Here is a 23546-nt window from a genome sequence, read left to right as displayed (position 1 = left end):
AAATATGGAACTAATAATGACTACCGATTTGGCAAAAGAACTGCCAAAGCAGATTGATTTTAACCACGAGCAACTTAAAACGGAGCTGTCCGAAAAGCTGAAATATTACAACGCGCTGGTTGTCACCGAGGATAGCATCAAAAGTGCAAAGGACGACCGTGCAAAGCTGAATAAGCTAAAAACTGCCCTAGACGACAAGCGCAAGGAAGTCAAAAAGGATTGTCTTACACCATTTGAGGACTTTGAAAAAAAGGTCAAGGAATTAATTGGCATGATAGACGAACCGATCACTGCTATTGATACCCAGCTTAAAGTTTTTGACGAACAGAAAAAAGCAGAGAAAGAGGGGCAGATTAAAGCTTTTTACCTTGCAAATATTCATGAGCTGGAAACGCTTCTTCCGCTCGAAAAAATCTACAATCCGAAATGGCTCAATTCCGGTTACAAAATGGCTGATATCGCCGACGAAATCACGAAAACCATTTTCAAGGTGAAAAATGACATCAACATTATCAAGGCTTTTGGCGTAGAGTGCGAACAGCAGATGCTTGACACTTTCCTCCGCACGCTTGATATGAGCGCTGCAATGGCAGAGAAAACGCGTTGGGAGGAACAGCAGAAGCGTTTGAAAGAATACGAAGAGTCACAACGCAAAGCCGCCGCAGAAAAGGCCGCAGAAGAATCAAAACAGCCTGCTCCGCAAGTTATTGAAACGACTTTTTCAGAGCCTACGCAGGCCGCACAGCCTCAGCAGTCGTACATACCTGAGCCGGACGAATGTCCGCAACCGATAGTACCCGATGAGCCGCGAAAGACTATAAGCGTCACGTTTCACGACACAACGGCAGACTTCCGCCACGAAATGGGCGCGTTGTGCACGAAGTACGGAATTAAATACGGATGGGCTAAAAGGGAGGATTTGCAATAATGGTAAACAATTCATTGGCAAAACAGCAGGAAAGCAAAATCGTTGAATACGAGGTAAGCGGTGAAAAGGTAAAACTTTCACCGGCAATAATCAGAAATTATCTTGTTTCCGGCGGCGGGAATGTCAGCGATCAGGAAATTGTGATGTTCCTTAATTTGTGCCGCTTTCAGCATTTAAACCCGTTTCTCCGCGAAGCGTACCTTATCAAATACGGCGGAAATCAGCCCGCTACGATGGTAACCGGTAAAGAAGTATTTACCAAACGCGCACGCCGCAACAAGGACTATGCAGGGCAACAGGCAGGCGTAGTAGTCCAAAAAGAGGACGGAGCCCTTGAAAATCGTATCGGTACGCTTGTACTGGAAAATGAAAAGTTAGTCGGTGGATGGGCGAAAGTATTCATCAAAGATTATGTTGAGCCGGTCGAAATTACCGTTTCCCTGTCTGAATACATCGGCATGAAAAAAGACGGCGAAGTGAACGGGCAATGGTCAAAGAAGCCGGCAACCATGATTCGCAAGGTTGCACTGGTGCAAGCACTCCGCGAAGCGTTCCCAGAGGACTTCTCTGGCATGTATTCGGCAGAGGAAGTTGACACTGGCAACCAAATTTTAGACGAAACTCCGATTGATGAAAGCAAAATTGTTGACGCACCGGCGCAGGCTACGCAGCCGCAAGAACCCGACCCATTAGCATAAAAAGGAGTGATACGGGGTGAATATCAAAGGCTACATAAGCGGGTTTGACGGACAGGCATTAACGATAGTCGCCCCGTTTTCCGATGATTATATTCTTACAAAACGTGAGATTACCGAGTGCGAAATAAGGCTTGACGACGGCCGGACAGTCAGTGCAGATCAGCGCAAGAAAATCTATGCCACAATGAGAGATATTTCCATATGGTCAGGGCATTTGCCAGACGAAATAAAAGCACTCATGAAGTACGATTTTATAGCAAAAACAGGGTGTGATTACTTTTCTCTTGCAGATGCAGATATGACCACGGCAAACGAATTTCTTAATTTTCTGATTGAATTTTGTATCGAGCAGGATATACCCACGGAGGACAGCTTGCTTGACCGTTCGCCGGATATTGCACGGTATTTGTATTGTTGCCTTGCAAATAAAAAGTGCGCTCTGTGTGGCAAGAAAGCTGAATTACACCACGTCGATGCAGTCGGCAGTGGAAGAAATCGAAAAGAAATCGTTCACAAAGGTATGCATGTTCTTCCGCTCTGCAGGACACATCACACCGAGTTTCACGCAATCGGTAAAGACACGTTTTGCGAGAAATACAAGGTTTTTGGAATCAAATTGGACGATTATTTGTGCCGCGTTTTGCGGCTGAAAGGATAGGCATGAATCTAAAACCACTCTTAGGAAAAACGTTTGGCAGACTTACAGTAATAGACAGAGCAAACAATGACAAAAGAGGAAAAGCGCAATGGATATGTCAATGCGAATGCGGAAACATTAAGACAATTTTAGCAGACAGTTTGACTTCCGGGAAAACAAAAAGTTGTGGATGCTTTAGAAAAGAAACTGCTCCCCACAACAATTCGCCTAAACACGGCATGTCCAGAACACGGCTATGGACCATTTGGTGTGCAATGAAAAGCAGATGCTACAACCGTAAAAACGTTGCTTACAAGGACTATGGAGGGCGCGGAATAACAGTATGCAATGAATGGCTGCATGATTTCCATTGCTTCCAGATCTGGGCTTTTCGGAACGGATATTTAGATAACCTTACCATTGACCGCATTGATTGTAACGGAAATTATGAACCGCAAAACTGCAAATGGTCTACCTATGAAGAGCAGGAAAATAATCGTAGAAATACGATATACTTAACAATTTATGGCCAAACACTTCCGGTTTCAGAATGGGCGCGTAAAGTTGGAATTTCTGCTGCAACACTGCGGTGGAGAATCTCAAATAATTGGCCTAAAAACAAAATGTTCATGCAGCCAAATCTAAATAACAGAAACATAAGGAGAGCAATATAAATGCTAAATGTTGGAATCGTTCAAGGTAGAATTTGTGCAGACCCGGAGTTGAGACATACTCCAAATGATATTGCGGTTGCATCATTCACCATTGCCAACGATCAGGGAAACGGGGACAAAAAGAAAACGTCGTTTATCGACGTAGTGTGCTGGCGCGGAACGGCGGAACTAGTCTGCAAGTGGTTCAAAAAAGGCTCAGCAATCATTGTGCAAGGTTCCATTCAGACGCGTACCTATACCGACAAGGACGGAAACAAGCGCAAAGCGTTTGAAGTCGTCGCAAACAATGTGCATTTTGCAGAGAAGAAGGAAAGCAACAATAACACATATCAACGCGGTTCGGCAGACGTTGAACCAGCGAGAGGTGACACGGGAGATTTTGAAGAAATGCCCGTTGATGATGATCTTCCATTTTAGTGTGTTAAAGCGTGAAAGCAAGGTGATTAATTGCTTGATTCTGGATATGTCAGACTGTACCGGTCATTTTTAAAATGGGAGTGGTACGACGATATAAATACAAAATCTGTGTTTTTACATTTGATCTTAACCGCAAATTATGAACCTAAACAATGGCATGGAATTACTATTCAGAGGGGGCAGAGAGTGTTTTCCTATGTGAAACTTGCAAAGGAAATACATATGCCAGTGCAACAGGCAAGGACAGCGATAAATCACTTAAAATCAACAGGCGAAATAACATGCATCGCAACTGCTGAATATAGCATTGTGACTATAAAAAACTATGATTTATATCAGCAGCCAACATGCGAATTAACATACGACCAACATGCCACTAACATGCCATCAACATGCGACCAACATCAATTGAAGAAAGCTAAAGAAAGCAATAAAGCAATAAAGATAATATATAGTGACTATCGCGACGCATTTTTAAAATTTTGCCCCTCATTGCCTAAGCCGGAAGATGCTGAAAACTGGTCGGATGGACGGAAGAAACGGATCCGCGATAAGAAAATGTCTGTTGAAGAAATGGGCGCTGTTTTTGAACGGATTGAAAAAAGTGATTTTCTTTCCGGCAGAAACGGCAAATGGTCAGGCTGCTCATTTGATTGGATTCTGAAGCCTGAGAATTGGAAAAAGATCATCGAGGGCAATTATGACAACCGCGGCAAGCCAGAACATAAACCGTCTTACGATATTGACCTCTATGAAAATTCCGACGTATTCGGAAATTTTGACAGGAAGTGAGCATATGAAATTTACGATATCAATAGCGCCGGTTACGAAAAAGAACCATCAACAGATCAGGCGCAACCACAAAACCGGTAAACCGTTTATTGCACAGTCAGACCAATACATAGCTTATGAGAACGCTTGTCTTATGTTCATATCTTCGCGATACAAGCTCAATATTGATTGTCCGGTGAATTTATGCGCAAAATTTTTCATGCCGTCACAGCGCCGTGTAGACCTTGTAAACCTTATCGAAGCAATTCAGGACGTTTTAGTCAAAGCACATGTTTTGGCAGATGATAATTGCAAGATTGTTGTTACGACGGACGGTAGCAGAGTATTGTACGATAAGGACAGACCCCGCACGGAAGTCACCATAACGGAGGTTGGGAATGCTTGAATGAATGATATTGAAAAACTATTAGAAGCAGCTCCTCAAATTGCAACTATCCAAAAAATGATTATGACCATGAATGCGAAACTAGATACCTTTATCCGCCCAGTTTGTTCCATCAGTGGCGGAAGCGACAGCGACATCATGATGGATGTAATCGAGAAAATTGCCCCACACACCGTTACATACGTGTTTTTCGATACCGGAATTGAGACTCAGGCTACAAAGAGGCATCTTGATTATTTGCAAGAGAAATACGGCATTACCATTGAGCGGCGTCCCGCAGTTGTGCCGGTTCCATTGGGATGCAAAAAGCACGGGCAACCGTTTTTATCAAAACAAGTTTCAGAATTCATTGAAAGGTTACAACGCCACAATTTCAAGTGGGAAGATAAGCCGTTTGAAGAACTCTATGCAGAATATCCAAAATGCAAAGCAGCATTACGCTGGTGGTGCAATCGGTTCGGAGAAAAAAGCAGCTTTAATATTTCCAGAAATAAGCTGCTAAAGGAGTTCATGATCGCGCATCCGCCGTGGTTCAAAATCTCAAAGGAATGTTGTACAGGCGCAAAAAAGAAAACTGCGCACCTATGCGATACGGAATTCGCAGCCGATCTGAAAATCACAGGTGAACGCCGAGCCGAGGGGGGCGCAAGGGCAACAATTAACTCCAGTTGTTTTACTCCATCAAAGGAAGACAATATCGCGGCATACCGGCCTCTGTTTTTCGTCAGCGATGCAGATAAACGGGACTACGAAAAACATTACTGCGTCCAGCACTCAGATTGTTATTGCGTTTGGGGTATGATTCGGACTGGATGCGCAGGATGCCCGTTTGGAAGCCGATTTGAGGAAGAGCTTAAGCTAATTCAGCAGTATGAGCCGAAGTTGTACGGAGCAGTAAACAACATCTTTGCAGACAGTTACAAGTACACCCGCATGTATCGGGAATTTAAATCTCACAAATAAAAAGTCATAGGTACCGGTTTAAAGGCGCGCCGCCTCCATGACGATGGAGGGACTATGATGAATCCAGAAGTTTGGAAAGATATTCACGGATATGAAGGTTTATATCAGGTAAGTAATCAAGGCCGCGTTCGATCGTTAGACAGAAATGTTTATAACGTTAGAACAAGAAAGATGAAGCATATGAAAGGAAAGGTTTTAGCGCTGTGTGATGCGAACAAAAGTAGAGTGAATTACCAAAGGGTTAGTTTGTCAAAAGAAAATTGCGTGCGCTCGCTTTTTGTTCATCGACTTGTAGCCAATGCTTTTGTTTATAGAGAAAACGGTAAAACCCAAGTAAATCATATTGACGGTAACAAGAAAAATAACAATGCGGAGAATCTCGAATGGGTCACTCCAAAAGAAAACACTATTCATGCATTTTCTCATAGCCTTTGTGGCCACGCAAAACCAGTGACTTGCCTAGATGATGGTAAAACATTTAGCAGTATATCTGAAGCGGGAAGATACTACGCTTTTGGAGGGAATGCAATTGGCTATTGCTGCAATGGCAAAAGAAAAACGGCTCATAAAATTAAATTTAAATTTTCCTTACGTAAGGAAGAAAGGCAAGTGAAATCTAATGGATGAATTAAAACCGTGCCCATATACGGACGAAGAAGTTTCTCAAAAATTACGCAAATGGAAAGGGCATTGCCAAATACCCGGTCTTGACGAATTGATATTATGGGCGGCTGATATTATAGACCGCCGCCCCGCCCCGCAAAACAAGGCGCTGACGTTGGAACAGCTTAGGCAGATGGACGGGGAGCCGGTGTGGGCGGTTTTTGAGGGAAATGTTGACTGGCCCCCAAAGGCGCATTGGTGCTTTGTGCGCGCAACTAAGTGTATCTTGCAAGTATACCCATGCGCTGTGCATCAGGCCAAAAATTGGTTGTATACAGAGCAAGATTTCAACCGCGGAGTAGCCAATGCCTACGCCCGCAAGCCGGAACTGGAGGAAAAGTGATGGACGCTAAATATCTTGCAGAGATCAAGGCGGCTTTTACAACAGAAATGTTGACAGACGATTATAGGGACTTGCGCATATCTGAGATAGCAAAGTTGCGACTTTACGGGAAAAAACTGCTTGCCGAGGTGGAACGGCTAATGAAAGAAAATACCGCACTGAAAGCCGAATTGCAGGATTCTCATCAAGACCATGTTGACGATTTTATACGATTGACAACCGAAAAAGCTACGCTGAAACGGGCGCTGGAACTGGCGTGTGCTGAACTCAATCTGTCGCCGGTTGAAAAAGTATTTGCACCGGATTATTTCATTCGTAAGGCGCAGGAACAGGAGGGGAAGAAATGAGAGATAAAGCAAAATGCTATGATTGTGGTATGCCATATGGAGGCACTAACTGGGTTGATTTGACGTTACCAAACGATCAATGGGATTTAGTTTTCCCTGAGCATGAAGGTCTGCTATGTGCGAATTGCATCGTTAAAAGAGCGGCTAAATTGGGTGCAATAAGCATTGAAGCAAAATTAAAGTTACCGGAAGATTATTTGGAGGCGCCCAATGCCAAATGAAATGAATCACGCAGAGGTTGCGGAAACACTTTTATATCTTGATTCTCACATAGAATCTGATAATGACATACGCGTTTTATCCGCTGCCGCCGCCATTCTCCGCCGTGTTGCATCCGGGGAATTAAGGCCGGTGGTGCATTGTAAAAAATGCGAATTCTGGGAAAACGACAGTGTGCATAACTACGGAATGTGCCGCAACCCCAATGTCGGCAGCGTAAAAATGGATACCGATTTTTGTAGTTTCGGCGTGAGAAAGGACGGGGCGGAATGAAAGATATTGTAATTACCATAAATGAAGACGATATTGCAAAATTAGTTATTGAAAAAATTGCTTCTTCTATGGCAAGGACATATAGTGCGGAATCGTCTGATACAAAATGGGGAATTAGAAAAGGTGTAGAACAGTCTGTGAAAGATTATGTCTATTCCCACAAAGATGAAATAATCGAAAAAATTGTAGATAGGGCTTCTACAGAATTAGTGAAAAAAGGACTTCCAAAATTAATCGAGAGGATGAATGATAACAATGCCTGACATTATCCAAACCCTCCGCGCCACCTATACCGAGAACCCCGCAGCCGCCCTCTATCTGCTGCCGGAACTGTTTCAGCAGTATGGCGAGGGATTAATTAAGGTGCTGCCGTGCAAGGTGGGAGATACGGTTTATACAACATACATTTCTGGTAGCGGATTAACACGAGAAATAGTATCTCTGCATTTCAGCATTAGAATGTTAAATGACATTGGCAAAACCGTCTTTTTAACCCGCCCCGAAGCGGAGAAAGCGCTAAAGGAGCGTGAAACTCAATGAACTGCCATATCCCCGTAAAGCACAAAGTAACGCGGAATCAGGCCAAAACATTGAACGAATATCTTGACACTCAAAAAGAACAGACAATGCGCCGATTCTTTAAACTGATGTGCGTAGCACTACACCAGAAGTATAATTTTGGCCATGACCGGCTGGCAGAACTATTGTGTGAAATATCAAATCTATCGGCAGAGGCAGAAAATGACGAAATATTCTGGGATCACATTGACCGGGTAATTAAAGAATTAAAACTGCCGTTTGACAAGGAGGATGCATGAGCGCAAAAGATAGAGGTGATGTGGATGTATAACCCCAAATACATAAGCCTGCCGAACGATGTTTATCGTACCGCGGTAAACGTGGCAAAGTCCTATTATGCCATGCTCCGCAGACGGCAGGAAATCGAAAACGATATTATCCACGAATCGCCCGCTTCAGATGGGCAACCTCATGGGAGCGGGACAAGCGACACGACAGGGCGAAAGGCTGAGAGGATAATTTTGCGGCAGGCAGAGAATGAGCGCAAGATCAAGGCCGTAGAGCAAGCATGGGCAATATTCGCGGAGCCGTGGCAAAGAGAGTTTATTCGGCTGAATTTCTTTGAAAACATCAGGATGGATGATATAAATTTGCCGATGGCTGTTATCAGTATGAAGCGGCTGAGAAAAACGTTTTTAATGGCGGTCGCAGAAAACCTAAACGAAATATGATACCTAAAAACAAAATCAAGGGGGTATAATGGACATAGTGAAAAATTGCTTATAGGAAAATAGTTCCTCCTTCTCATAGCGCCGCCACAATCGACGGCGCAATATGCCAGCATAAAGGCCAATTCGGAATGAGTTGGCTGCGGCGCATGAACCGGATGCTGACGCCACACTCGGTGCTCTCCTTAATTGGTGGGCGCTTTTGTTATGCTTAAAATGGAGGCGTAAATTTGGACTGGAAAAAAGAAGTTGAACGGCTAAAATTTCAAGAGAATATGTCGTGGACTGAAATAGCCAGAAAACTTGCGCCAAAATTTCCGGGGCTGACGGAAACGCAGATCCGGGAAAAGATTCGCGCTCCGTTTCGGAATAGAGCGAAAGAGGACAAAGAAGTTGCTGACGACCAGATACTATCTGTTTTAAAGGTAAAGAGGACAGCACAACAGGACGCGGATATACTGCATATGTCTATTACTTCATTTGTGAGGGCTTGTGACAGGCTTTCTTCTGACGGGTATAACATTACCGAAGCCAGCAACTTGATTTGGCTTGAGAAAGCAGCGGTAGCCAGCAGCAATGAATTACATGAGGACTATAGCGGAGAGACGGAAATCACATTCGGAGTGATTGGGGACACGCACCTTTGCAATAAATCTCAGCAGCTAACCTATCTGAATGATTTTTACGATAGATGCCAAAGACAAGGAATATCGACAATTTATCATTGTGGCGACATTTCAGATGGCTATTACAAAAACAGGCCGGAACACATTTATGAACTGTTTAAGATTGGATTTGACGAGCAGGCCGAGTACATAATTGACAAATATCCAAAGCGTGACGGGGTCACTACAAAATTCATCACGGGCAATCATGATGCGACTCACATTAAAAACGGCGGTTCCGACATTGGAAAGAGAATAGCGGATCAGCGCCCGGACATGAAATATCTGGGATACATGAAAGCAAAGATCTGGCTTACGCCTCAATGCGACATGGATCTGTTTCATCCATTGGATGGAGGCAGCTACGCACTATCCTATCAGCTTCAGAAACACATTGACGGTTTGCAAGGCGGAAAGAAGCCACGGCTCTTAATGTGCGGACATTATCATAAACAGTTTTACATGATGTACCGAAACATTCACGCATTTGTTGTTCCGTGCTTTGAAGCACAAACCAACTTTGAACTGGGCAAGCATTTGAACGCAGTAGTCGGAGGATGGATTATAACGATTAAGTGCAAGCCTGACGGAACCATCACGGAGTTATCTCCAAAATTTATTCCGTACTACGATATGACCAATGAGGACTATTAAAATGATCTGTGATAACTGCCCGTACAGTCAAATCAAAATAACTGCTGTCCCGTCCTGCTCAATGCCACGCTGTCAGAAGAGTGTGAATGAGCTGACAAAAAGGCTGGCACAACTTTGCACAGTGAATAGGGACGAGTCTGAACAGGCTGAGTACAGGATGATAAGGGGGGAGATCAGGAGGCACAGATATGGCAATGCAGTACGCTGAATGGTTTTACAACGGGAAGCAGTGGAAGAAACTGCGCCGGGCATACACGGCAGCGCATCCGCTATGTGAGAGGTGTCTTGCAAAGGGTGAGATTGTACCGGCAAAGATAGTCCATCATAAGACATACATAACGCCTGATAACATCAATAACCCCGACGTGACGCTGAACTGGGACAACCTCGAAGCGCTGTGCCAAGACTGCCACAACGTCGAACACTTTGGCGAGAGCGTGACGATAAATTATATTTTTGATGAGGACGGACAGATAGTGCCATACTCCCCCCCATAAAAACAAGGCGTAGCGAGAGGGGCGGCACCGGTGGTGAGCCTCCAAAAAACACACGGGTCGCGCGTATGACCCCCCTACCCCAAAAGGAAGTGATGAAAATGCGAAAAGGTACGCGGCAAAAGACAAAGCAAGAGCGAATTTCTGAGGAAGAAAAGCGACTTGCAAAAATATACGCCGATATAGACGATCGTAAAAAAGCAACCGTGCAAGGGCTTATCCAACGCGCAGCCTATATGCGAGTATCACTCGAGGATATGGAAAAAGACATTGATCTGAATGGATTTACGGAGCCGTTTTCGCAGGGCAATCAAGAGCCATACGATCGTAAGCGCCCTATTGCAGACCTTTACAACACAATGAACGCCAGCTATCAAAAGGCAATCAATCAGCTTACAAATTTGCTCCCAAAAGAAGAACCAAAGCCGGAGCAAGATGATGGATTCGACGACTTTGTTTCGGGGCGTGAGGATGCATGATACGCTATCCTCGGGATTATAACCCGATACTTGAATATTGGGGTAAAATCGAATCCGGTGAAGAGATCGTCGGAGCAAAAATCAAAAAGACTTATAAGAAACTCGCCTACGATATAGAGCATCCGGGCGAGTATTTTTATAGTGCCAAACGTGCTAACCACATATTGGAGTTTGCCGAAAATTACTGCCACAACTACCAAGGCAAGGAGGGCGGAAAGCTCGTCAAGCTCGAATTGTGGGAAAAGGCCATGCTCGCGGCTATATTTGGGTTTGCCGATATTGAGGGGCTGAGAAAATACCGCGAAGCCCTTTTAATCATCGGCAAGAAAAACGGTAAATCCCTTTTGGCATCCATCGTCGGGGATTATATGCTGACGGCGGACGGAGAGCCGGGTCCGGAAGTGTATGCCGTGGCTACCAAAAAAGACCAGGCAAAAAAAATCTGGCTTGCATCCAAACTGATGGTAAAAAAGTCCCCTATCCTGCGCAAGCGTGTGAAGCCGCTTGTCTCCGAATTGTATTGTGACTTTAACGACGGGATATTTCGCCCGTTGGCAAGCGACAGCGACACGCTCGACGGCCTTAATGTTCATTGCTGCCTGATGGATGAAATCCACCAATGGAAGCAAGGCAAGGCTCTATACGACATCATGGCCGATGGAACGACTGCCAGAGAGCAGCCGCTTATATTTATCACATCAACCGCCGGAACAGTCAGAGAAGATATCTACGACGAAAAGTACGATGAAGCAACGCGGGTAATAAACGGATACTTTGACCCCGGAGGCTATCACGACGAGCATTTTCTCCCACTTATCTACGAACTGGACAACCGAAAGGAATGGACTGATCCGAAATGTTGGAAGAAAGCAAATCCCGGCCTCGGCACAATTAAGAACGAGGCGCAACTCGCCGAAAAAGTTCGCAAGGCAAAAGAGAACCCGAGCCTCGTTAAGAATCTTGTCTGCAAAGAGTTTAATATCCGAGAGACAACTTCCGAAGCGTGGCTGACGTTTGAGCAACTCAACAATACGAATACGTTTGATTTGAAAGCCATGAAGCCGCGCTATGGAATCGGCGGTGCTGACTTATCCAGCACAACAGACCTTACCGCAGCCAAGGTTATTTTTATGGTGCCAAACGACCCGCATATTTACGTTTTGCAAATGTACTGGCTTCCGGAAGATTTGATTGAGCAGCGAGCCAAAGAAGATAAGATACCCTATGATTTGTGGGCTGAACAAGGTTTGCTCCGCACCTGCCCGGGGAACAAAGTCCATGCAAAGTATGTCACACAATGGTTTTTAGAAGTCCAAAATGAAATGGATATTTACATCCCGTGGGTCGGGTACGATTCATGGTCGGCCACATACTGGGTGGAGGAAATGAAAGGCGAATTTGGCAAAGAAAGCATGATACCGGTTATTCAAGGCAAAAAAACTCTCTCGGCGCCCATGAAACAGCTCGGTGCCGACCTTGACAGTAAACTTGTCATTTACAACAACAACCCTATTGACAAATGGTGTCTTGCAAATACCGCAATAGACATTGACAAAAACGATAACATTCAGCCGATCAAGACGAGCAGCCCACGAAAAAGGATAGACGGTACTGCCGCTTTGCTTGATTGTTACTGCGTATTGCAGAATAAAATGGGCGAATATTTATCAATGATTTAGGAGTGATTTGATGGGAATAATGCAAAGAATTTTTAACCGTTCCCCGACTGAAACGCGCTTTCAGATGATGACTGACCGCGGGAACGGATTTTACGCGTGGAACGGGAAACTTTATCAGTCTGACATTATTCGCGCCTGCATCCGCCCAAAGGTTAAGGCGATCGGAAAGCTGGTTGGCAAGCATATTAGAGAAACTGCGGTAAACGGCAGGAAAACTATTACAGCAGTTAACCCGGACGCGTACATACGGTTTCTTCTGGAAGAGCCAAACCCGTTTATGACTGGTCAAATGCTGCAGGAAAAGATGGCAACGCAACTTTGCTTAAACAACAATGCGTTTGCGGCAATCATCCGGGACGGGAACGGACTTCCGACTGAAATTTACCCAGTGCCCGCGATTCAAGCAGAAGCAATTTACAACTCCGACATGACTCTTTCGCTGAAATTCCTGTTTTTGAATGGGCGGTCAACCACTTTCCCATATTCTGACATCATCCATTTGCGACAGGATTACAACGAAAACGACATATTCGGTGAAAGCCCTGCACTTGCGCTTGAACCGCTGATGAACATAGTTTCTACGACAGATCAGGGAATCATCAAAGCAATTAAAAACTCCTCCATCGTTCAGTGGCTTTTGAAATTTACAAATTCCATGCGCCCGGAGGACTTGAAAAAGCAAGCTGAGGATTTCGCAACAAACTACCTGAGCATTGACAGCGCGTCGGTCGGAGTCGCCGCGGTGGATAGCAAGGCCGAAGCAGTGAGAGTGGAACCGAAAGATTACGTTCCGAACGCTTCACAGATGGACAGAACAACCGACCGTATCTATTCTTTTTTCAACACCAATAAGAAGATTGTCCAATCCAGTTACGGAGAAGATGACTGGACGGCGTATTTTGAGGCAGAAGTTGAGCCGGTCGAGCGCCAACTAAGTGAGGAATACACCCGAAAGATTTTTAGCCGCAAGCAGCGAGGATTTGGAAATCGCATTTATTTTGAGGCTTACAATTTACAGTATGCCAGCATGACCACAAAGTTGGCACTGCAAGCGATGGTTGACCGCGGGGCAATGACTCCGAACGAGTGGCGCTCCGTACTGAATCTTGCACCGATTGACGGCGGGGATAATCCGGTAAGGCGACTTGACACCGCGCCGGTAACGGGAGGTGAGTAGAGTGAAAATCAATGTAAAAGGCGCGATTGTCCAGAACGCGGACAAATGGATTTACGACTGGTTCGGAATTGACGCGACCAGCCCCAAAGACGTTTCCGATGCGCTGGAAAAAGCAAACGGTATGCCGGTTGACGTGGAAATCAATTCGGGCGGCGGCGATATTTTTGCGGGGTCTGAAATCTATACCGCGCTGAGAAGTTACGCCGGCGGCGTGAATATCCGAATTGTGGGGCTATGCGCCTCGGCCGCGTCTGTCATTGCAATGGCCGGCAAGTCCGAAATGTCGCCTACGGCAATGATGATGGTACATAACGTATCGTCTTATGCGGAGGGCGACTACCACAGCATGGATAAGCAGTCGGATGTCTTGCAACAGGCCAACAAGACCATTGCGTCGGCATACGTTGCAAAGACCGGCATGACAGAAAAGGACGCGCTATCCATGATGGACAAAGAAACGTGGCTGACAGCGCAACAGGCAGTCGATAAAGGGCTGATTGATAAAGTGATGTTTGCCGACGCTCCGCAACTTGCAGCGTCCTTTAATAGCGGCTTGCTGCCGCGCTCTGTAATCGATAAAATCAGAAACCAAATGAAGAATCCGCAGGCTGAAAAGCAGGCGGTTTTTTTGCAGGCCAAATTAAATTTATTGAAAGTAAAGGTGGTTTAACAATGACAAAAGAAAAATACATGAACGACCGCAATTCCCTGCTCACAGAAGCAGAGGCCCTTATCAATGACGGGAAACTGGAAGATGCCGCCGCAAAGACCAAGGCTGTTGAAGACCTCGACACTCAGTTTGACAACGAGGCGAAAGCATTGGCAAATCTGAACGCTCTGAAAGACAACCAGAAGATTGTCGACCTTTCTGGCGCGGGCGCGCGCGTTGTGGATTCTATCGGCGCATATAGTCCGGAAACGACCGACATGTACGACTCCGTCGAATACCGCAAGGCATTCATGAACAACGTGCTGAAAGGCACTGCTATTCCTGCGAAATTCCAGAACGCAGATGCTAACACCAAGACAACCGATGTCGGCAGCGTTATCCCGACCACGATTATGCAGAAGATCATCGAAAAAATGGAATCTACCGGCATGATTCTTCCGCTCGTAACAAAGACCGCATATCAGGGCGGCCTGAGCATTCCTACGTCCAGTGTTAAGCCGGTGGCAACATGGGTATCTGAGGGCGCCACTTCCGACAAACAGAAAAAGACTACCGGATCCATCACGTTTACCAATTTCAAACTCCGTTGCGCAATTTCCATGTCACTTGAAACCTCCGTGGTTACTCTCGGCGTGTTTGAAACTGCGTTTACAAACAATGTTGCAGAAGCAATGGTCAAGGCGCAGGAGCAGGCAATCATCAGCGGCGACGGTACAACCCAGCCGAAAGGCATCTTGACCGAAACTCCGGTTGACGGTCAGACCGTTACTCTTGCCGCTGCTGACAAACTCACCTACGCAACGCTGATCTCCGCCGAATCTGCTCTGCCGCTTGCCTATGAAGCCAATGCGGTATGGTGCATGACCAAAAAGACCTTTATGCAGTTCGTCGGAATGCTTGATTCTCAGAAGCAGCCGATTGCCCGCGTAAATCAGGGTATCAATGGCAGACCGGAGCGCACTCTGCTTGGCCGCACCGTTGTCCTCAACGATTACATGGGCAGCTATGCCGATACGGTCACTACTGATACCCTGTTTGCGTTCCTCTTTAGTTTTTCCGACTACGTTCTCAACACCAACTACGCGGTTACGGTCAAGCGTTATGAGGACAACGAAACCGACGATCAGATCACAAAGGCAATTATGCTGGTCGACGGCAAAGTTGTCGATAAGAACAGCCTTGTTGTGCTGAAAAAGACTGTAGCCTAAGAGGTGACATATGGCACTGATTGACGATGTAAAAGTAAATCTCCGTATAAAGTCAACAGCGTTTGATTCTGCGGAGATTCAACCAATAATCGACGCTTGTAAAATAGACCTTAAACTATCCGGCGTAAACGTAATTAAGGACAGCGACCCGCTCACGCAGCGGGCCGTTGTTCTTTATGTAAAGGCCAACTTTGGCTATAGCGCGGACAGCGAAAGGTATCAAAAGGCGTACGATATGCTTAAAAACTCAATGGCATTATCAGGAGATTACAATACGGTGGTGGTTGCGGGTGTATAAAGACATTATCACTTTGATTGCGGTAACCAAAGGGCAGGACGCGGACGGATTCCCGGCAGAAGTGGAGCATCCACACGATGTTTTTGCTGATAAAAAGTCTGTATCCCGCGCCGAATTTTATTCCAGCTTACAGGCTGGGGCGACGGCAACCGCTGTGTTTAATACCCGTAAGGTGGATTTTGACGAATCGACCTATGATGGAGTGGAAGCGACCCGTCTTGAACACGACGGAAAGAAGTATAAAATCCTCCGCACCTACTCCAAAGACGACGAAATGCTGGAAATTACTTGCACTGATTTGGGGGTGGGCGCGTGAATATCAATCCGCTTGTCTTGTCCGCTCTCTCCGGTATTACGTCGGGCGGCAAAGCCGTATCCGTAACGCCTATCGTTTACACTGGCGCAGAAACGACCTACATCACGTTTTATACCTTACTGGATAAGGATGACACCTATGCGGATGATGAACCCGTGCAAGGCTCCGTGACCGCCACAATCGACATTTTCAGCAAAGGCAACTATAAACCCTTGCTTGCGGACGTAAAAGCACGCTTGAAAGCTGCAGGGTTCACAATTCAGGGTAGCGGGCCGGAGATTTACGAGAAAGACACGGGATTTTACCATGTCCCGGTTGACGTCTATTTGGAGGATTGCAATGGCTGATTTTAACACCGTAGGAATTGATGATGTCATAAATGACATGATGCACCATCAGCAGGCGGCAGAAGAAGCAATCCCAGAAATGCTGAAAGCGGGTGCAGAAATCCTTGTCAAAGCGCAAAAGACTGAGGCTCAGGCAATGAAAATCCGGGACACAGGGGATTTTATTAACTCCATCAAGCCTACAAATATCAAAAAAGACAAGGACGACAATTCGTATGTTGACGTTTATCCGCAGGGCAAAGATCACAAAGGCACTCGAAACGCGGACAAAGGCTTTATCGCCGAGTATGGCACAAGCAAAATTCCTGCCCGCCCGTGGATGCGCACGGCAAATGAAAAGTGTTCAGACGAAATCACCGAAACAGAAAAAGAAATATGGGACAACCATAAAGGGGGTTAATTATGGCTACTCTTGGTTTGAGAGATTTGTATATGGCGACCGTCACCGAAGCGGCTGACGGGGCAGAAACATTCGGGACGCCCAAAAAGCTGGCACAGGCTATTTCCGCAAAGCTGACCACAACTCTGGCGGATGGCACACTCTACGCTGATGACGGCGTAGCAGAACAGGTAAGCGAATTTGCAAATGCAAAGTTGGTTTTGGAAGTTGCTGACCTTGCCGACGCTGACACAGCAACCTTGCTCGGCGCAAAGGTTGACGAAACCAGCAAAATAGTGTTTTCCAATAAGGACGACGCGCCGCCTTATGTCGCAATTGGCTTTCGCGCCAAAAAAACCGGAGGAAAGTTCCGCTATGTGTGGCTTTACAAGGGGAAATTCTCCATGCCGTCGGAGGAATTCGCAACAAAGGCGGAGAAAATCGAGTTTAAGTCGCCCACTATTGAAGGAACATTCCAGGCATTGAACAAAAACGGGGCATGGAAAGCCGATATTACCGCGCTCCCGACAGACACGGCGGCGGCAACATGGTTTACGGCGGTTCCGGAACCAGCAGCAACTTAGAAAAGGAGGTAGGGGAGAGCAAACGCTCTCCCTAATTTTGTTATGAGCGCATTAAAAGACGGCAGATACGAAATCGAACTAGACAAAACCCGGCATTTGCTGTTTGATCTCAATGTCATTGACGATCTGAACGACAAGTACGGTGGATACGATAAGCTCGGAGAAATCCTCGACAAGGACAAAAACCCGCACTACATAAAAGACCTCAAATGGATCCTTGCGTTGCTTATCAACGAGGGAGCTGACGAGGGCGAAGAAGAACTCACCGAAAAGCAAGTTGGGAAGCTGATTAATTCCGGTAATATGAACACTGCTATCGGATCCATTTTTGCAGCGTTTAATGTCAGCACAACCGGAGGGCAGCCGGCAGATGAAGAAAACCCCAAGATAGCAGCGACGGGTACGATGTAAACTCGACCGCGCTGCTTTTTTATATCGCTCACTGGGCGCTTGGATACTCCGAAATAGAAGCATGGAAAATGACGCCTTACAAGATTTTAGAGCTGAACAAGGCAAAGCAATTTTATGAGGGAAAAGCAAAGAAAAGAATGGATCCAATTGATGAAGCGCTGGGGGGATTTTAATGGCTGACAAAACCGACAACATAAAAACAAGGCTATCGTTTGACGGTGAAAAAGAGTACAAGGATAATTGCGCCCAAATCAACAGCAACTTAAAACTTCTCAGCTCTGAGTTAAAAGTTTCCACGACTCAATTCGCAAGAAACGGTGAAAGCACAGATGCTCTCCGCTCAAAACAGAACATCCTAAAAAAGACATTTGACGAGCAGGCTGCAAAGGTAAAAGAAACTGAAAAAGCTCTGCAGTCTATGAAAGATGCGCAAGGAGATAATTCCGAGGGATCTAAGCGCATGGAAACTGCGCTGAATAAAGCAAAAGCTGAAATGCTTTCCACCGGAAATCAAATCAAAGACCTTGACGATAAGCTGCAAAACGCAGGAAAATCCTCAACTAGTTTCGGAGATAAATTAAAAAGCGGGTTAAGTGGCTTAGGCAGCGGGCTTGCGACAGGTGCAAAAGCGGCCGGTGCTTCACTCGCGGCAATGGGTGCGGCAACAGTCGCAGCAGCGGCAGGAGCTGGAAAGTTGCTTATGTCGTCCGTCGAAACCGCTGACGGCTTGCAGCAAATGTCAGACGTTACCGGAATTTCTGCCGAACAACTGCAAGTCATGAAATATCAGGGCTCCGCGCTGGGCGTGGAACTTGACACTATGACCAGGGCGCAAGCTAAATTAACCAAAAACATGCAGAGTGCAAGCACCGGAAGTAAGACACAAACCGCGGCGTTTAAAGCATTAGGGGTATCAGTAACCGACGGTAACGGGCATTTGCGTAATAGCACGGAAGTATTCAACGAAGTAATTACCAAATTAGGCGGAATGGAAAACTCCACCGAACGTGACGCAACTGCAATGAACATTTTTGGCAAATCCGCAATGGAACTAAACCCATTAATTAAAGCTGGCGGAGACGAATTGAAAAATATGTCCGATGAAGCCAAAAAGAACGGCGCAGTAATGTCAAACGAAGCAGTTTCTGGGCTTGACAGCTTCGGCGATAGCTTAGACGCTTCAAAACTTGCCCTCAAAGGAATGGCCGGTACAATGGCGGCGGGAGCCCTGCCTATGCTTAACCAATTTACTGGACTGATTGGAGACATGTCAGGAGCGCTGAATACCGCTTTAACGACCGGGGACTTTACACAATTTGGCACAGTGCTTTCCAACGGAATATCGTCTATTGTTACCCAACTATCCGGGTTGATTACGAAAGCTATCCCAATTGTATCTCAGGTTTTGTCAAGCGCAATTGGGGCAATTGTACAGGCTATTCCGGCTGCACTTCCGGCATTGGCAAGCGGGGTAGTTTTAATCATTACTTCTGTTTTGCAAATTTTGCAGGACAACGGCCCGGCTTTAATTACCGCAGGTGTGCAGGCAATTATGACGCTTATATCCGGTTTAACAAGCGCATTACCACAGATAATGTCAACGGCCATTACGGTCATTTTAACGCTTGTAAACAGTTTATCCGCACAGCTACCTACTCTTATTCCAATGGCAGTACAAGCCATCATGACCATTGTTAACGGCCTAATCAGCAACCTGCCACAAATTATAGATTCGGCAATTAAAATCATTATGGCATTAATCCAAGGCATCATGAACGCGCTGCCGCAACTATTGGAAAAGGTACCGCAAATTATTATGACTATCATCACAGGCCTTGTCGGAGCATTACCAAAGCTGATCGAAGCTGCACCAAAAATTATCGTGTCTATCATTACCGGAATCATCAATGCACTACCACAACTAATTACGATGGCACCGAAAATCATAGCCGCGGTAATTACCGGATTAGTCGGAGCATTGCCTCAACTGCTGGCAATGGGGCCTAAAATGCTTTCTGAAATCTGGGACGGCTTAAAAGCACAGGACTGGGGAAAAATCGGTGGAGATATTATCAAAGGAATCTGCGACGGATTTTCTACCGCATGGAGCTGGGTAGAAAAGGCAGTAAAAAAAGTCGGAGAAAAGATTGTCGGAGGTTTAAAAGACTTTTTCGGGATACACTCCCCATCTACCTTAATGCGTGATGAAGTCGGCCAATACATCGGCTTAGGAATTAGTGAGGGAATCCAAAATACTGATTTTATGGCAGGAATACCGTCAATGGTTGCAAGGGCTAAAAGCTCAATAAATGCTGCAATGTCGGGGATAACTGGAAACATAAACGTGACCGCGAGCAGCGCTCAAACAGGACGCGCACAAGGTGGCGATACCATCATAATCAACAGTCCTAAAGCGTTATCCCCCGCCGAAACTGCGCGACAAGTCCGTAACGCTAAACGTCAGCTATTGCTGGGGGCGAGATCATGAAATTAATTTGCGAAAACGTCAGAGGGGAGCAGGTCACAATTGGCCGCTCCCCATTATATTTAGAGTCAATTGAGGGAATCGGCGCGGACTATGAGGTCTTAACCTCCCAAAATTCGGGGCAAGATGGCGAAAATTACAACGGCTCGACCGCAAAAAAGCGCCCGATTGTTATTGTAATCGGTGTGAAACGTGCTGACTATTACACCCAGCGGAACCGATTGTATAGTTTCTTTCAGCCGCGCTCTGCCGGGGTCCTCTATCTTTACGACAACGACGACGGAAAAAAGATCAACTATTATGTCGAGCAGATCGCTCCTGCAGGCGACGGCCCAGTTAGACACATTACACTGTCTTTAATTTGCTCAGACCCGAAATTTTACGCTCTGGAAGATCAGTTGACACAGCTGGCAGTTTGGCAGGGAAAAATAACATTCCCATTGCGGATTCATCCGCCTTTCACGGTGACGGAAAAGGTAAATACCCTGATAGGGAATGTCCATAATGACAGCGCCGTGCCAATGGGATTGACCGTGAAATTTACGGCTTCCGGTGAAGTGGTCAACCCGTCTCTGTACGATGTCAATCGTTATGAGCTGATGCAGATCAACACGACCATGCATGCCGGGGATAAGATCGTCATCACAACCGGGGACGGAAACAAGCGTGTCAAGCTGATTTCCGGCGGCGCGACCACAAATATCAATAATCTCATGCTATATCCTCCTAAGTGGCTACAAGCCTATCAGGGGGATAATTTATTTAGGTATGACGCGGAGAGCGGAATAGACAGTTTAAGCGTGTCAATCCTGCACACGAAGGCATACTGGGGGGCTTAATATGGACTTGCTAATTTACAGCCCCACGATTGAGCAGCAAGGGACGATCGACAAATATTCTTCCTTCCGCTGGCGGCGGCGCTTTTTCGAGCCGGGGGAATTTGAGTTACATTGCGCGGCGACGAGTGAAAATCTGTCACTGCTGGCAGAGGATAATATCATCCATCGCCTCGACCGCTCCGAAGCCGGCATCATTGAGGGTGTCGCAATCGAGGGTACAGACAACGGCGACGAACTGGCTATAACTGGCCGCATGGGGTCAAGTATGCTCGACCAGCGTATCATCACGCCAACCATCAATTTCAGCGGAACCGTGGAAGCAGCCATGCATAAGATTGTATCTGACAACGCAATCACAGTACGACCTTTATCTGGTCTGATGCTCGGCGCGTCCGTGGGATTTACGCAGACATGCAGTTTTCAAGCGTCATATAAAAATGTGCTCACGGTCTGCGAAGCACTGGGAAAGTCCGCTCCGCTCGGCTTTAGAGTACGGTTGGACGTGCCGAATAAGCAATGGGCTTTTGAGGTTTACGACGGTCTGGACAAGACGATCACGCAAACCACGCGACCGTATGTTTTATTTTCTGACGAATTCCGCAACATTTCCGGGCCAAAGTACACGCTGAATACGACGGGATATAAAAACTATGCCATTGTCGGCGGCGAGGGAGACGGCACAGCGCGGGTAATCGTCGAGGTAGACCGGGCCAGCGGAGAACCGCGCCGCGAACTATGGGTTGACGCAAAAGACCTGCAGAAAGGCGATCTAACCGACGCTGACTATCAAGCACAACTCCGGCAGCGCGGGCTTGAAAAACTCGCAGAAGCTGCAAAAGCGGAATTGTTTGAAGCCGGGGCCGTCAGCACGGAAAATTTTGAATATCTCACTGATTGGGATTTGGGGGACATCGTTTCTTTTGAAAAGTGGGGTATCACACTGAATCAGCGAATCACCGAAGTCGAAGAGGTCTATGAAAACGGTGTTATGACAGTGACTCCGGTATGCGGGACGCCCTTACCGGAAGTTTTGAATTTAGGGAGTGATTAAATGGAACACAGCTATTTTTGGCCGGATGTGAACGGCGACCGGGAATATACCGATGATGATTATGCGGAGTACGCGGGCGGGTTTGCAACGCATGGCGTCCAAAACGGTGATTTGGCCGTAACTGCAGGCGGAAATATGTCCGTAGTTATTCCCGCAGGCCGCGCATACGTCGGCCCCGCGTGGAAAGTCCGCAAATACTATAATGATAGCCCTCTCACGCTGACCGTTGCAAACGCTGACGGTGTGCTTAACCGCAAGGACACCATTGTCCTGCGCAGCGACATAAATACCCGTGACGTTACTGCACAAGTTATCACGGGTACGCCCGCGAGTAATCCGGTTGCCCCTGCCATTGTGCGCACGGCGGAACAATACGATCTTAAAATCGCAGAAATTAGTGTACCAGCTGGCACGACGGCGATCACGCAGGCACTGATTACCGACACGCGACTTGACAGCTCAGTATGTGGCATTGTGACCGGAGCTTTTCAGCAGATAGACACCACGACATTTTACAACCAAATTCAAGCTGATTTGGCGAGTTTTAAAAATGTAAACGAGGCTGATTTCACGGTATGGGTTAATAGTCTAAAAGATATACTGGACGCTGAAACGGCAGGAAATCTGCTGAATATGATTAACGGGCTGCAATCTTCAAAAGCGGATAAAAGCATCTTTACAACGGCTGTTCTGGAAGCTGCAAATTGGACAGGGGTAATAGCCCCATACAGCATCACAGTGGCCGTGACAGGGGCAAAATCCGAACCTACTCGCATAGAGGTACAGCCGACAGCGGACGCAACAGCGGCGCAGTGGGCGGCGTGGCGGACTGCTCTGATACGCGGCGGCGGGCAGGGTACGGACAGCATCACATTGCTGGCGGACGGAGATAAGCCGGAGATTGACATACCGGTTGCAGTAACCATCAGGGGGGATGTATCGTGATCATTAACACAGCACAGGGCGGGGGCGGGAGTGATCTACGGCTGAAAGTTTACGCGCAGCCGACTGAACCGGCTGAAAAGGACGGTGTATGGCTGAAAACTGCCCTTGCCGAAAAAATCAAAAAAATTGTTTTCGACAGCAACGTGTGGGCGGCGGAACAGTGGCAGAATCCCAGTTTGGCGGCAGATATGCCTACCGCGCGATCTGAGTTTTGTAGCGCGGTTTTTGGGGATGAAATATACATCTTCGGTGGTCGTAATACGAGTTCAAGTGCTGGAT

35 protein-coding genes are annotated in these 23546 nt (G+C 46.6%); all 35 read left to right on the top strand.

Features of this window, described 5'->3' with window-relative positions; all coding sequences use genetic code 11:
* Positions 1-4 precede the first annotated feature (4 nt).
* A complete protein-coding gene (locus ACQGQ5_RS09430) occupies positions 5-928 on the top strand; it encodes a DUF1351 domain-containing protein (protein WP_455736264.1) in 924 nt (307 codons plus the stop codon).
* A complete protein-coding gene (gene bet / locus ACQGQ5_RS09425) occupies positions 928-1626 on the top strand; it encodes a phage recombination protein Bet (RefSeq protein ID WP_455736263.1) in 699 nt (232 codons plus the stop codon). The genes ACQGQ5_RS09430 and bet overlap by 1 nt, the downstream gene beginning before the upstream one ends.
* 16 nt (positions 1627-1642) lie before the next feature.
* The gene (locus ACQGQ5_RS09420; protein WP_455736262.1) at positions 1643-2284 is read left to right on the top strand and encodes a putative HNHc nuclease; all 642 of its coding nucleotides are present in this window, start codon (positions 1643-1645) and stop codon (positions 2282-2284) included.
* Entirely contained in the window at positions 2257-2937 is a 681-nt protein-coding gene (locus ACQGQ5_RS09415) for a hypothetical protein (RefSeq protein ID WP_455736261.1), read from the top strand. Before ACQGQ5_RS09420 ends, ACQGQ5_RS09415 begins: the two co-directional genes overlap by 28 nt.
* On the top strand, positions 2938-3354 hold the full coding sequence (locus tag ACQGQ5_RS09410) for a single-stranded DNA-binding protein (protein WP_455736260.1): 417 nt from the start codon (positions 2938-2940) through the stop codon (positions 3352-3354). It abuts the gene before it with no gap.
* Positions 3355-3540: 186 nt separating this feature from the next.
* Positions 3541-4146 (top strand): hypothetical protein, encoded by a 606-nt coding sequence (locus ACQGQ5_RS09405; protein ID WP_455736259.1) that lies wholly within the window; start codon positions 3541-3543, stop codon positions 4144-4146.
* A gap of 4 nt (positions 4147-4150) precedes the next feature.
* Positions 4151-4531 (top strand): RusA family crossover junction endodeoxyribonuclease, encoded by a 381-nt coding sequence (locus tag ACQGQ5_RS09400; RefSeq protein ID WP_455736258.1) that lies wholly within the window; start codon positions 4151-4153, stop codon positions 4529-4531.
* Positions 4532-5494 carry a phosphoadenosine phosphosulfate reductase domain-containing protein gene (locus ACQGQ5_RS09395; protein WP_455736257.1) on the top strand — a complete coding sequence of 321 codons (963 nt, stop codon included), beginning with the start codon at positions 4532-4534 and terminating at the stop codon, positions 5492-5494.
* Positions 5495-5548: 54 nt separating this feature from the next.
* Positions 5549-6121: an NUMOD4 motif-containing HNH endonuclease gene (locus ACQGQ5_RS09390; protein ID WP_455736256.1), complete on the top strand. Its 573-nt coding sequence runs from the start codon at positions 5549-5551 to the stop codon at positions 6119-6121.
* Positions 6114-6500 (top strand): hypothetical protein, encoded by a 387-nt coding sequence (locus ACQGQ5_RS09385; RefSeq protein WP_455736255.1) that lies wholly within the window; start codon positions 6114-6116, stop codon positions 6498-6500. Before ACQGQ5_RS09390 ends, ACQGQ5_RS09385 begins: the two co-directional genes overlap by 8 nt.
* The gene (locus ACQGQ5_RS09380; RefSeq protein ID WP_455736254.1) at positions 6500-6847 is read left to right on the top strand and encodes a hypothetical protein; all 348 of its coding nucleotides are present in this window, start codon (positions 6500-6502) and stop codon (positions 6845-6847) included. The genes ACQGQ5_RS09385 and ACQGQ5_RS09380 overlap by 1 nt, the downstream gene beginning before the upstream one ends.
* Positions 6844-7068 carry a hypothetical protein gene (locus tag ACQGQ5_RS09375; RefSeq protein ID WP_455736253.1) on the top strand — a complete coding sequence of 75 codons (225 nt, stop codon included), beginning with the start codon at positions 6844-6846 and terminating at the stop codon, positions 7066-7068. The genes ACQGQ5_RS09380 and ACQGQ5_RS09375 overlap by 4 nt, the downstream gene beginning before the upstream one ends.
* Positions 7058-7339, top strand: a complete 282-nt coding sequence (locus ACQGQ5_RS09370) for a hypothetical protein (RefSeq protein WP_455736252.1) — start codon at positions 7058-7060, stop codon at positions 7337-7339. Before ACQGQ5_RS09375 ends, ACQGQ5_RS09370 begins: the two co-directional genes overlap by 11 nt.
* Complete coding sequence (locus ACQGQ5_RS09365; RefSeq protein ID WP_455736251.1) at positions 7336-7602, top strand: hypothetical protein; 267 nt, start codon at positions 7336-7338, stop codon at positions 7600-7602. The genes ACQGQ5_RS09370 and ACQGQ5_RS09365 overlap by 4 nt, the downstream gene beginning before the upstream one ends.
* The gene (locus ACQGQ5_RS09360) at positions 7595-7879 is read left to right on the top strand and encodes a hypothetical protein (RefSeq protein ID WP_455736250.1); all 285 of its coding nucleotides are present in this window, start codon (positions 7595-7597) and stop codon (positions 7877-7879) included. The genes ACQGQ5_RS09365 and ACQGQ5_RS09360 overlap by 8 nt, the downstream gene beginning before the upstream one ends.
* On the top strand, positions 7876-8157 hold the full coding sequence (locus ACQGQ5_RS09355; protein WP_455736249.1) for a hypothetical protein: 282 nt from the start codon (positions 7876-7878) through the stop codon (positions 8155-8157). Before ACQGQ5_RS09360 ends, ACQGQ5_RS09355 begins: the two co-directional genes overlap by 4 nt.
* 24 nt (positions 8158-8181) lie before the next feature.
* Positions 8182-8589: a hypothetical protein gene (locus ACQGQ5_RS09350; RefSeq protein WP_455736248.1), complete on the top strand. Its 408-nt coding sequence runs from the start codon at positions 8182-8184 to the stop codon at positions 8587-8589.
* Positions 8590-8816: 227 nt separating this feature from the next.
* Positions 8817-9905 (top strand): metallophosphoesterase family protein, encoded by a 1089-nt coding sequence (locus ACQGQ5_RS09345; protein ID WP_455736247.1) that lies wholly within the window; start codon positions 8817-8819, stop codon positions 9903-9905.
* A gap of 188 nt (positions 9906-10093) precedes the next feature.
* Positions 10094-10402: an HNH endonuclease signature motif containing protein gene (locus ACQGQ5_RS09340; protein ID WP_455736246.1), complete on the top strand. Its 309-nt coding sequence runs from the start codon at positions 10094-10096 to the stop codon at positions 10400-10402.
* Between the two features lie 98 nt (positions 10403-10500).
* On the top strand, positions 10501-10878 hold the full coding sequence (locus ACQGQ5_RS09335; protein ID WP_455736245.1) for a hypothetical protein: 378 nt from the start codon (positions 10501-10503) through the stop codon (positions 10876-10878).
* On the top strand, positions 10875-12557 hold the full coding sequence (locus tag ACQGQ5_RS09330) for a terminase large subunit (protein WP_455736244.1): 1683 nt from the start codon (positions 10875-10877) through the stop codon (positions 12555-12557). The genes ACQGQ5_RS09335 and ACQGQ5_RS09330 overlap by 4 nt, the downstream gene beginning before the upstream one ends.
* A 10-nt stretch (positions 12558-12567) precedes the next feature.
* Positions 12568-13734 (top strand): phage portal protein, encoded by a 1167-nt coding sequence (locus ACQGQ5_RS09325; protein WP_455736309.1) that lies wholly within the window; start codon positions 12568-12570, stop codon positions 13732-13734.
* Position 13735: 1 nt separating this feature from the next.
* Positions 13736-14404: a head maturation protease, ClpP-related gene (locus ACQGQ5_RS09320; protein ID WP_455736243.1), complete on the top strand. Its 669-nt coding sequence runs from the start codon at positions 13736-13738 to the stop codon at positions 14402-14404.
* 2 nt (positions 14405-14406) lie between these two features.
* The gene (locus tag ACQGQ5_RS09315) at positions 14407-15612 is read left to right on the top strand and encodes a phage major capsid protein (protein ID WP_455736242.1); all 1206 of its coding nucleotides are present in this window, start codon (positions 14407-14409) and stop codon (positions 15610-15612) included.
* Positions 15613-15622: 10 nt separating this feature from the next.
* Positions 15623-15910 carry a head-tail connector protein gene (locus ACQGQ5_RS09310; protein ID WP_455736241.1) on the top strand — a complete coding sequence of 96 codons (288 nt, stop codon included), beginning with the start codon at positions 15623-15625 and terminating at the stop codon, positions 15908-15910.
* A complete protein-coding gene (locus ACQGQ5_RS09305) occupies positions 15903-16226 on the top strand; it encodes a phage head completion protein (RefSeq protein ID WP_455736240.1) in 324 nt (107 codons plus the stop codon). The genes ACQGQ5_RS09310 and ACQGQ5_RS09305 overlap by 8 nt, the downstream gene beginning before the upstream one ends.
* Positions 16223-16573: a hypothetical protein gene (locus ACQGQ5_RS09300; RefSeq protein WP_455736239.1), complete on the top strand. Its 351-nt coding sequence runs from the start codon at positions 16223-16225 to the stop codon at positions 16571-16573. The genes ACQGQ5_RS09305 and ACQGQ5_RS09300 overlap by 4 nt, the downstream gene beginning before the upstream one ends.
* A complete protein-coding gene (locus ACQGQ5_RS09295) occupies positions 16566-16973 on the top strand; it encodes an HK97-gp10 family putative phage morphogenesis protein (RefSeq protein WP_455736238.1) in 408 nt (135 codons plus the stop codon). The genes ACQGQ5_RS09300 and ACQGQ5_RS09295 overlap by 8 nt, the downstream gene beginning before the upstream one ends.
* A 2-nt stretch (positions 16974-16975) precedes the next feature.
* A complete protein-coding gene (locus ACQGQ5_RS09290; protein ID WP_455736237.1) occupies positions 16976-17536 on the top strand; it encodes a major tail protein in 561 nt (186 codons plus the stop codon).
* 42 nt (positions 17537-17578) lie between these two features.
* Complete coding sequence (locus ACQGQ5_RS09285) at positions 17579-17947, top strand: hypothetical protein (RefSeq protein ID WP_455736236.1); 369 nt, start codon at positions 17579-17581, stop codon at positions 17945-17947.
* A gap of 172 nt (positions 17948-18119) precedes the next feature.
* On the top strand, positions 18120-20435 hold the full coding sequence (locus ACQGQ5_RS09280) for a phage tail protein (RefSeq protein ID WP_455736235.1): 2316 nt from the start codon (positions 18120-18122) through the stop codon (positions 20433-20435).
* On the top strand, positions 20432-21271 hold the full coding sequence (locus tag ACQGQ5_RS09275) for a phage tail domain-containing protein (protein ID WP_455736234.1): 840 nt from the start codon (positions 20432-20434) through the stop codon (positions 21269-21271). Before ACQGQ5_RS09280 ends, ACQGQ5_RS09275 begins: the two co-directional genes overlap by 4 nt.
* Before the next feature lies 1 nt (position 21272).
* Entirely contained in the window at positions 21273-22322 is a 1050-nt protein-coding gene (locus tag ACQGQ5_RS09270; RefSeq protein ID WP_455736233.1) for a siphovirus ReqiPepy6 Gp37-like family protein, read from the top strand.
* Positions 22323-23267 carry a hypothetical protein gene (locus ACQGQ5_RS09265; protein ID WP_455736232.1) on the top strand — a complete coding sequence of 315 codons (945 nt, stop codon included), beginning with the start codon at positions 22323-22325 and terminating at the stop codon, positions 23265-23267. It begins immediately after the preceding gene.
* Positions 23264-23546, top strand: a 283-nt coding sequence (locus ACQGQ5_RS09260) for a Kelch repeat-containing protein (RefSeq protein WP_455736231.1), incomplete at its 3' end; no start/stop codon positions are given. The genes ACQGQ5_RS09265 and ACQGQ5_RS09260, both read left to right, overlap by 4 nt.

It is taken from the genome of Caproiciproducens sp. (assembly GCF_053840905.1).
This window is presented reverse-complemented; position numbering and strand designations above follow the sequence as displayed.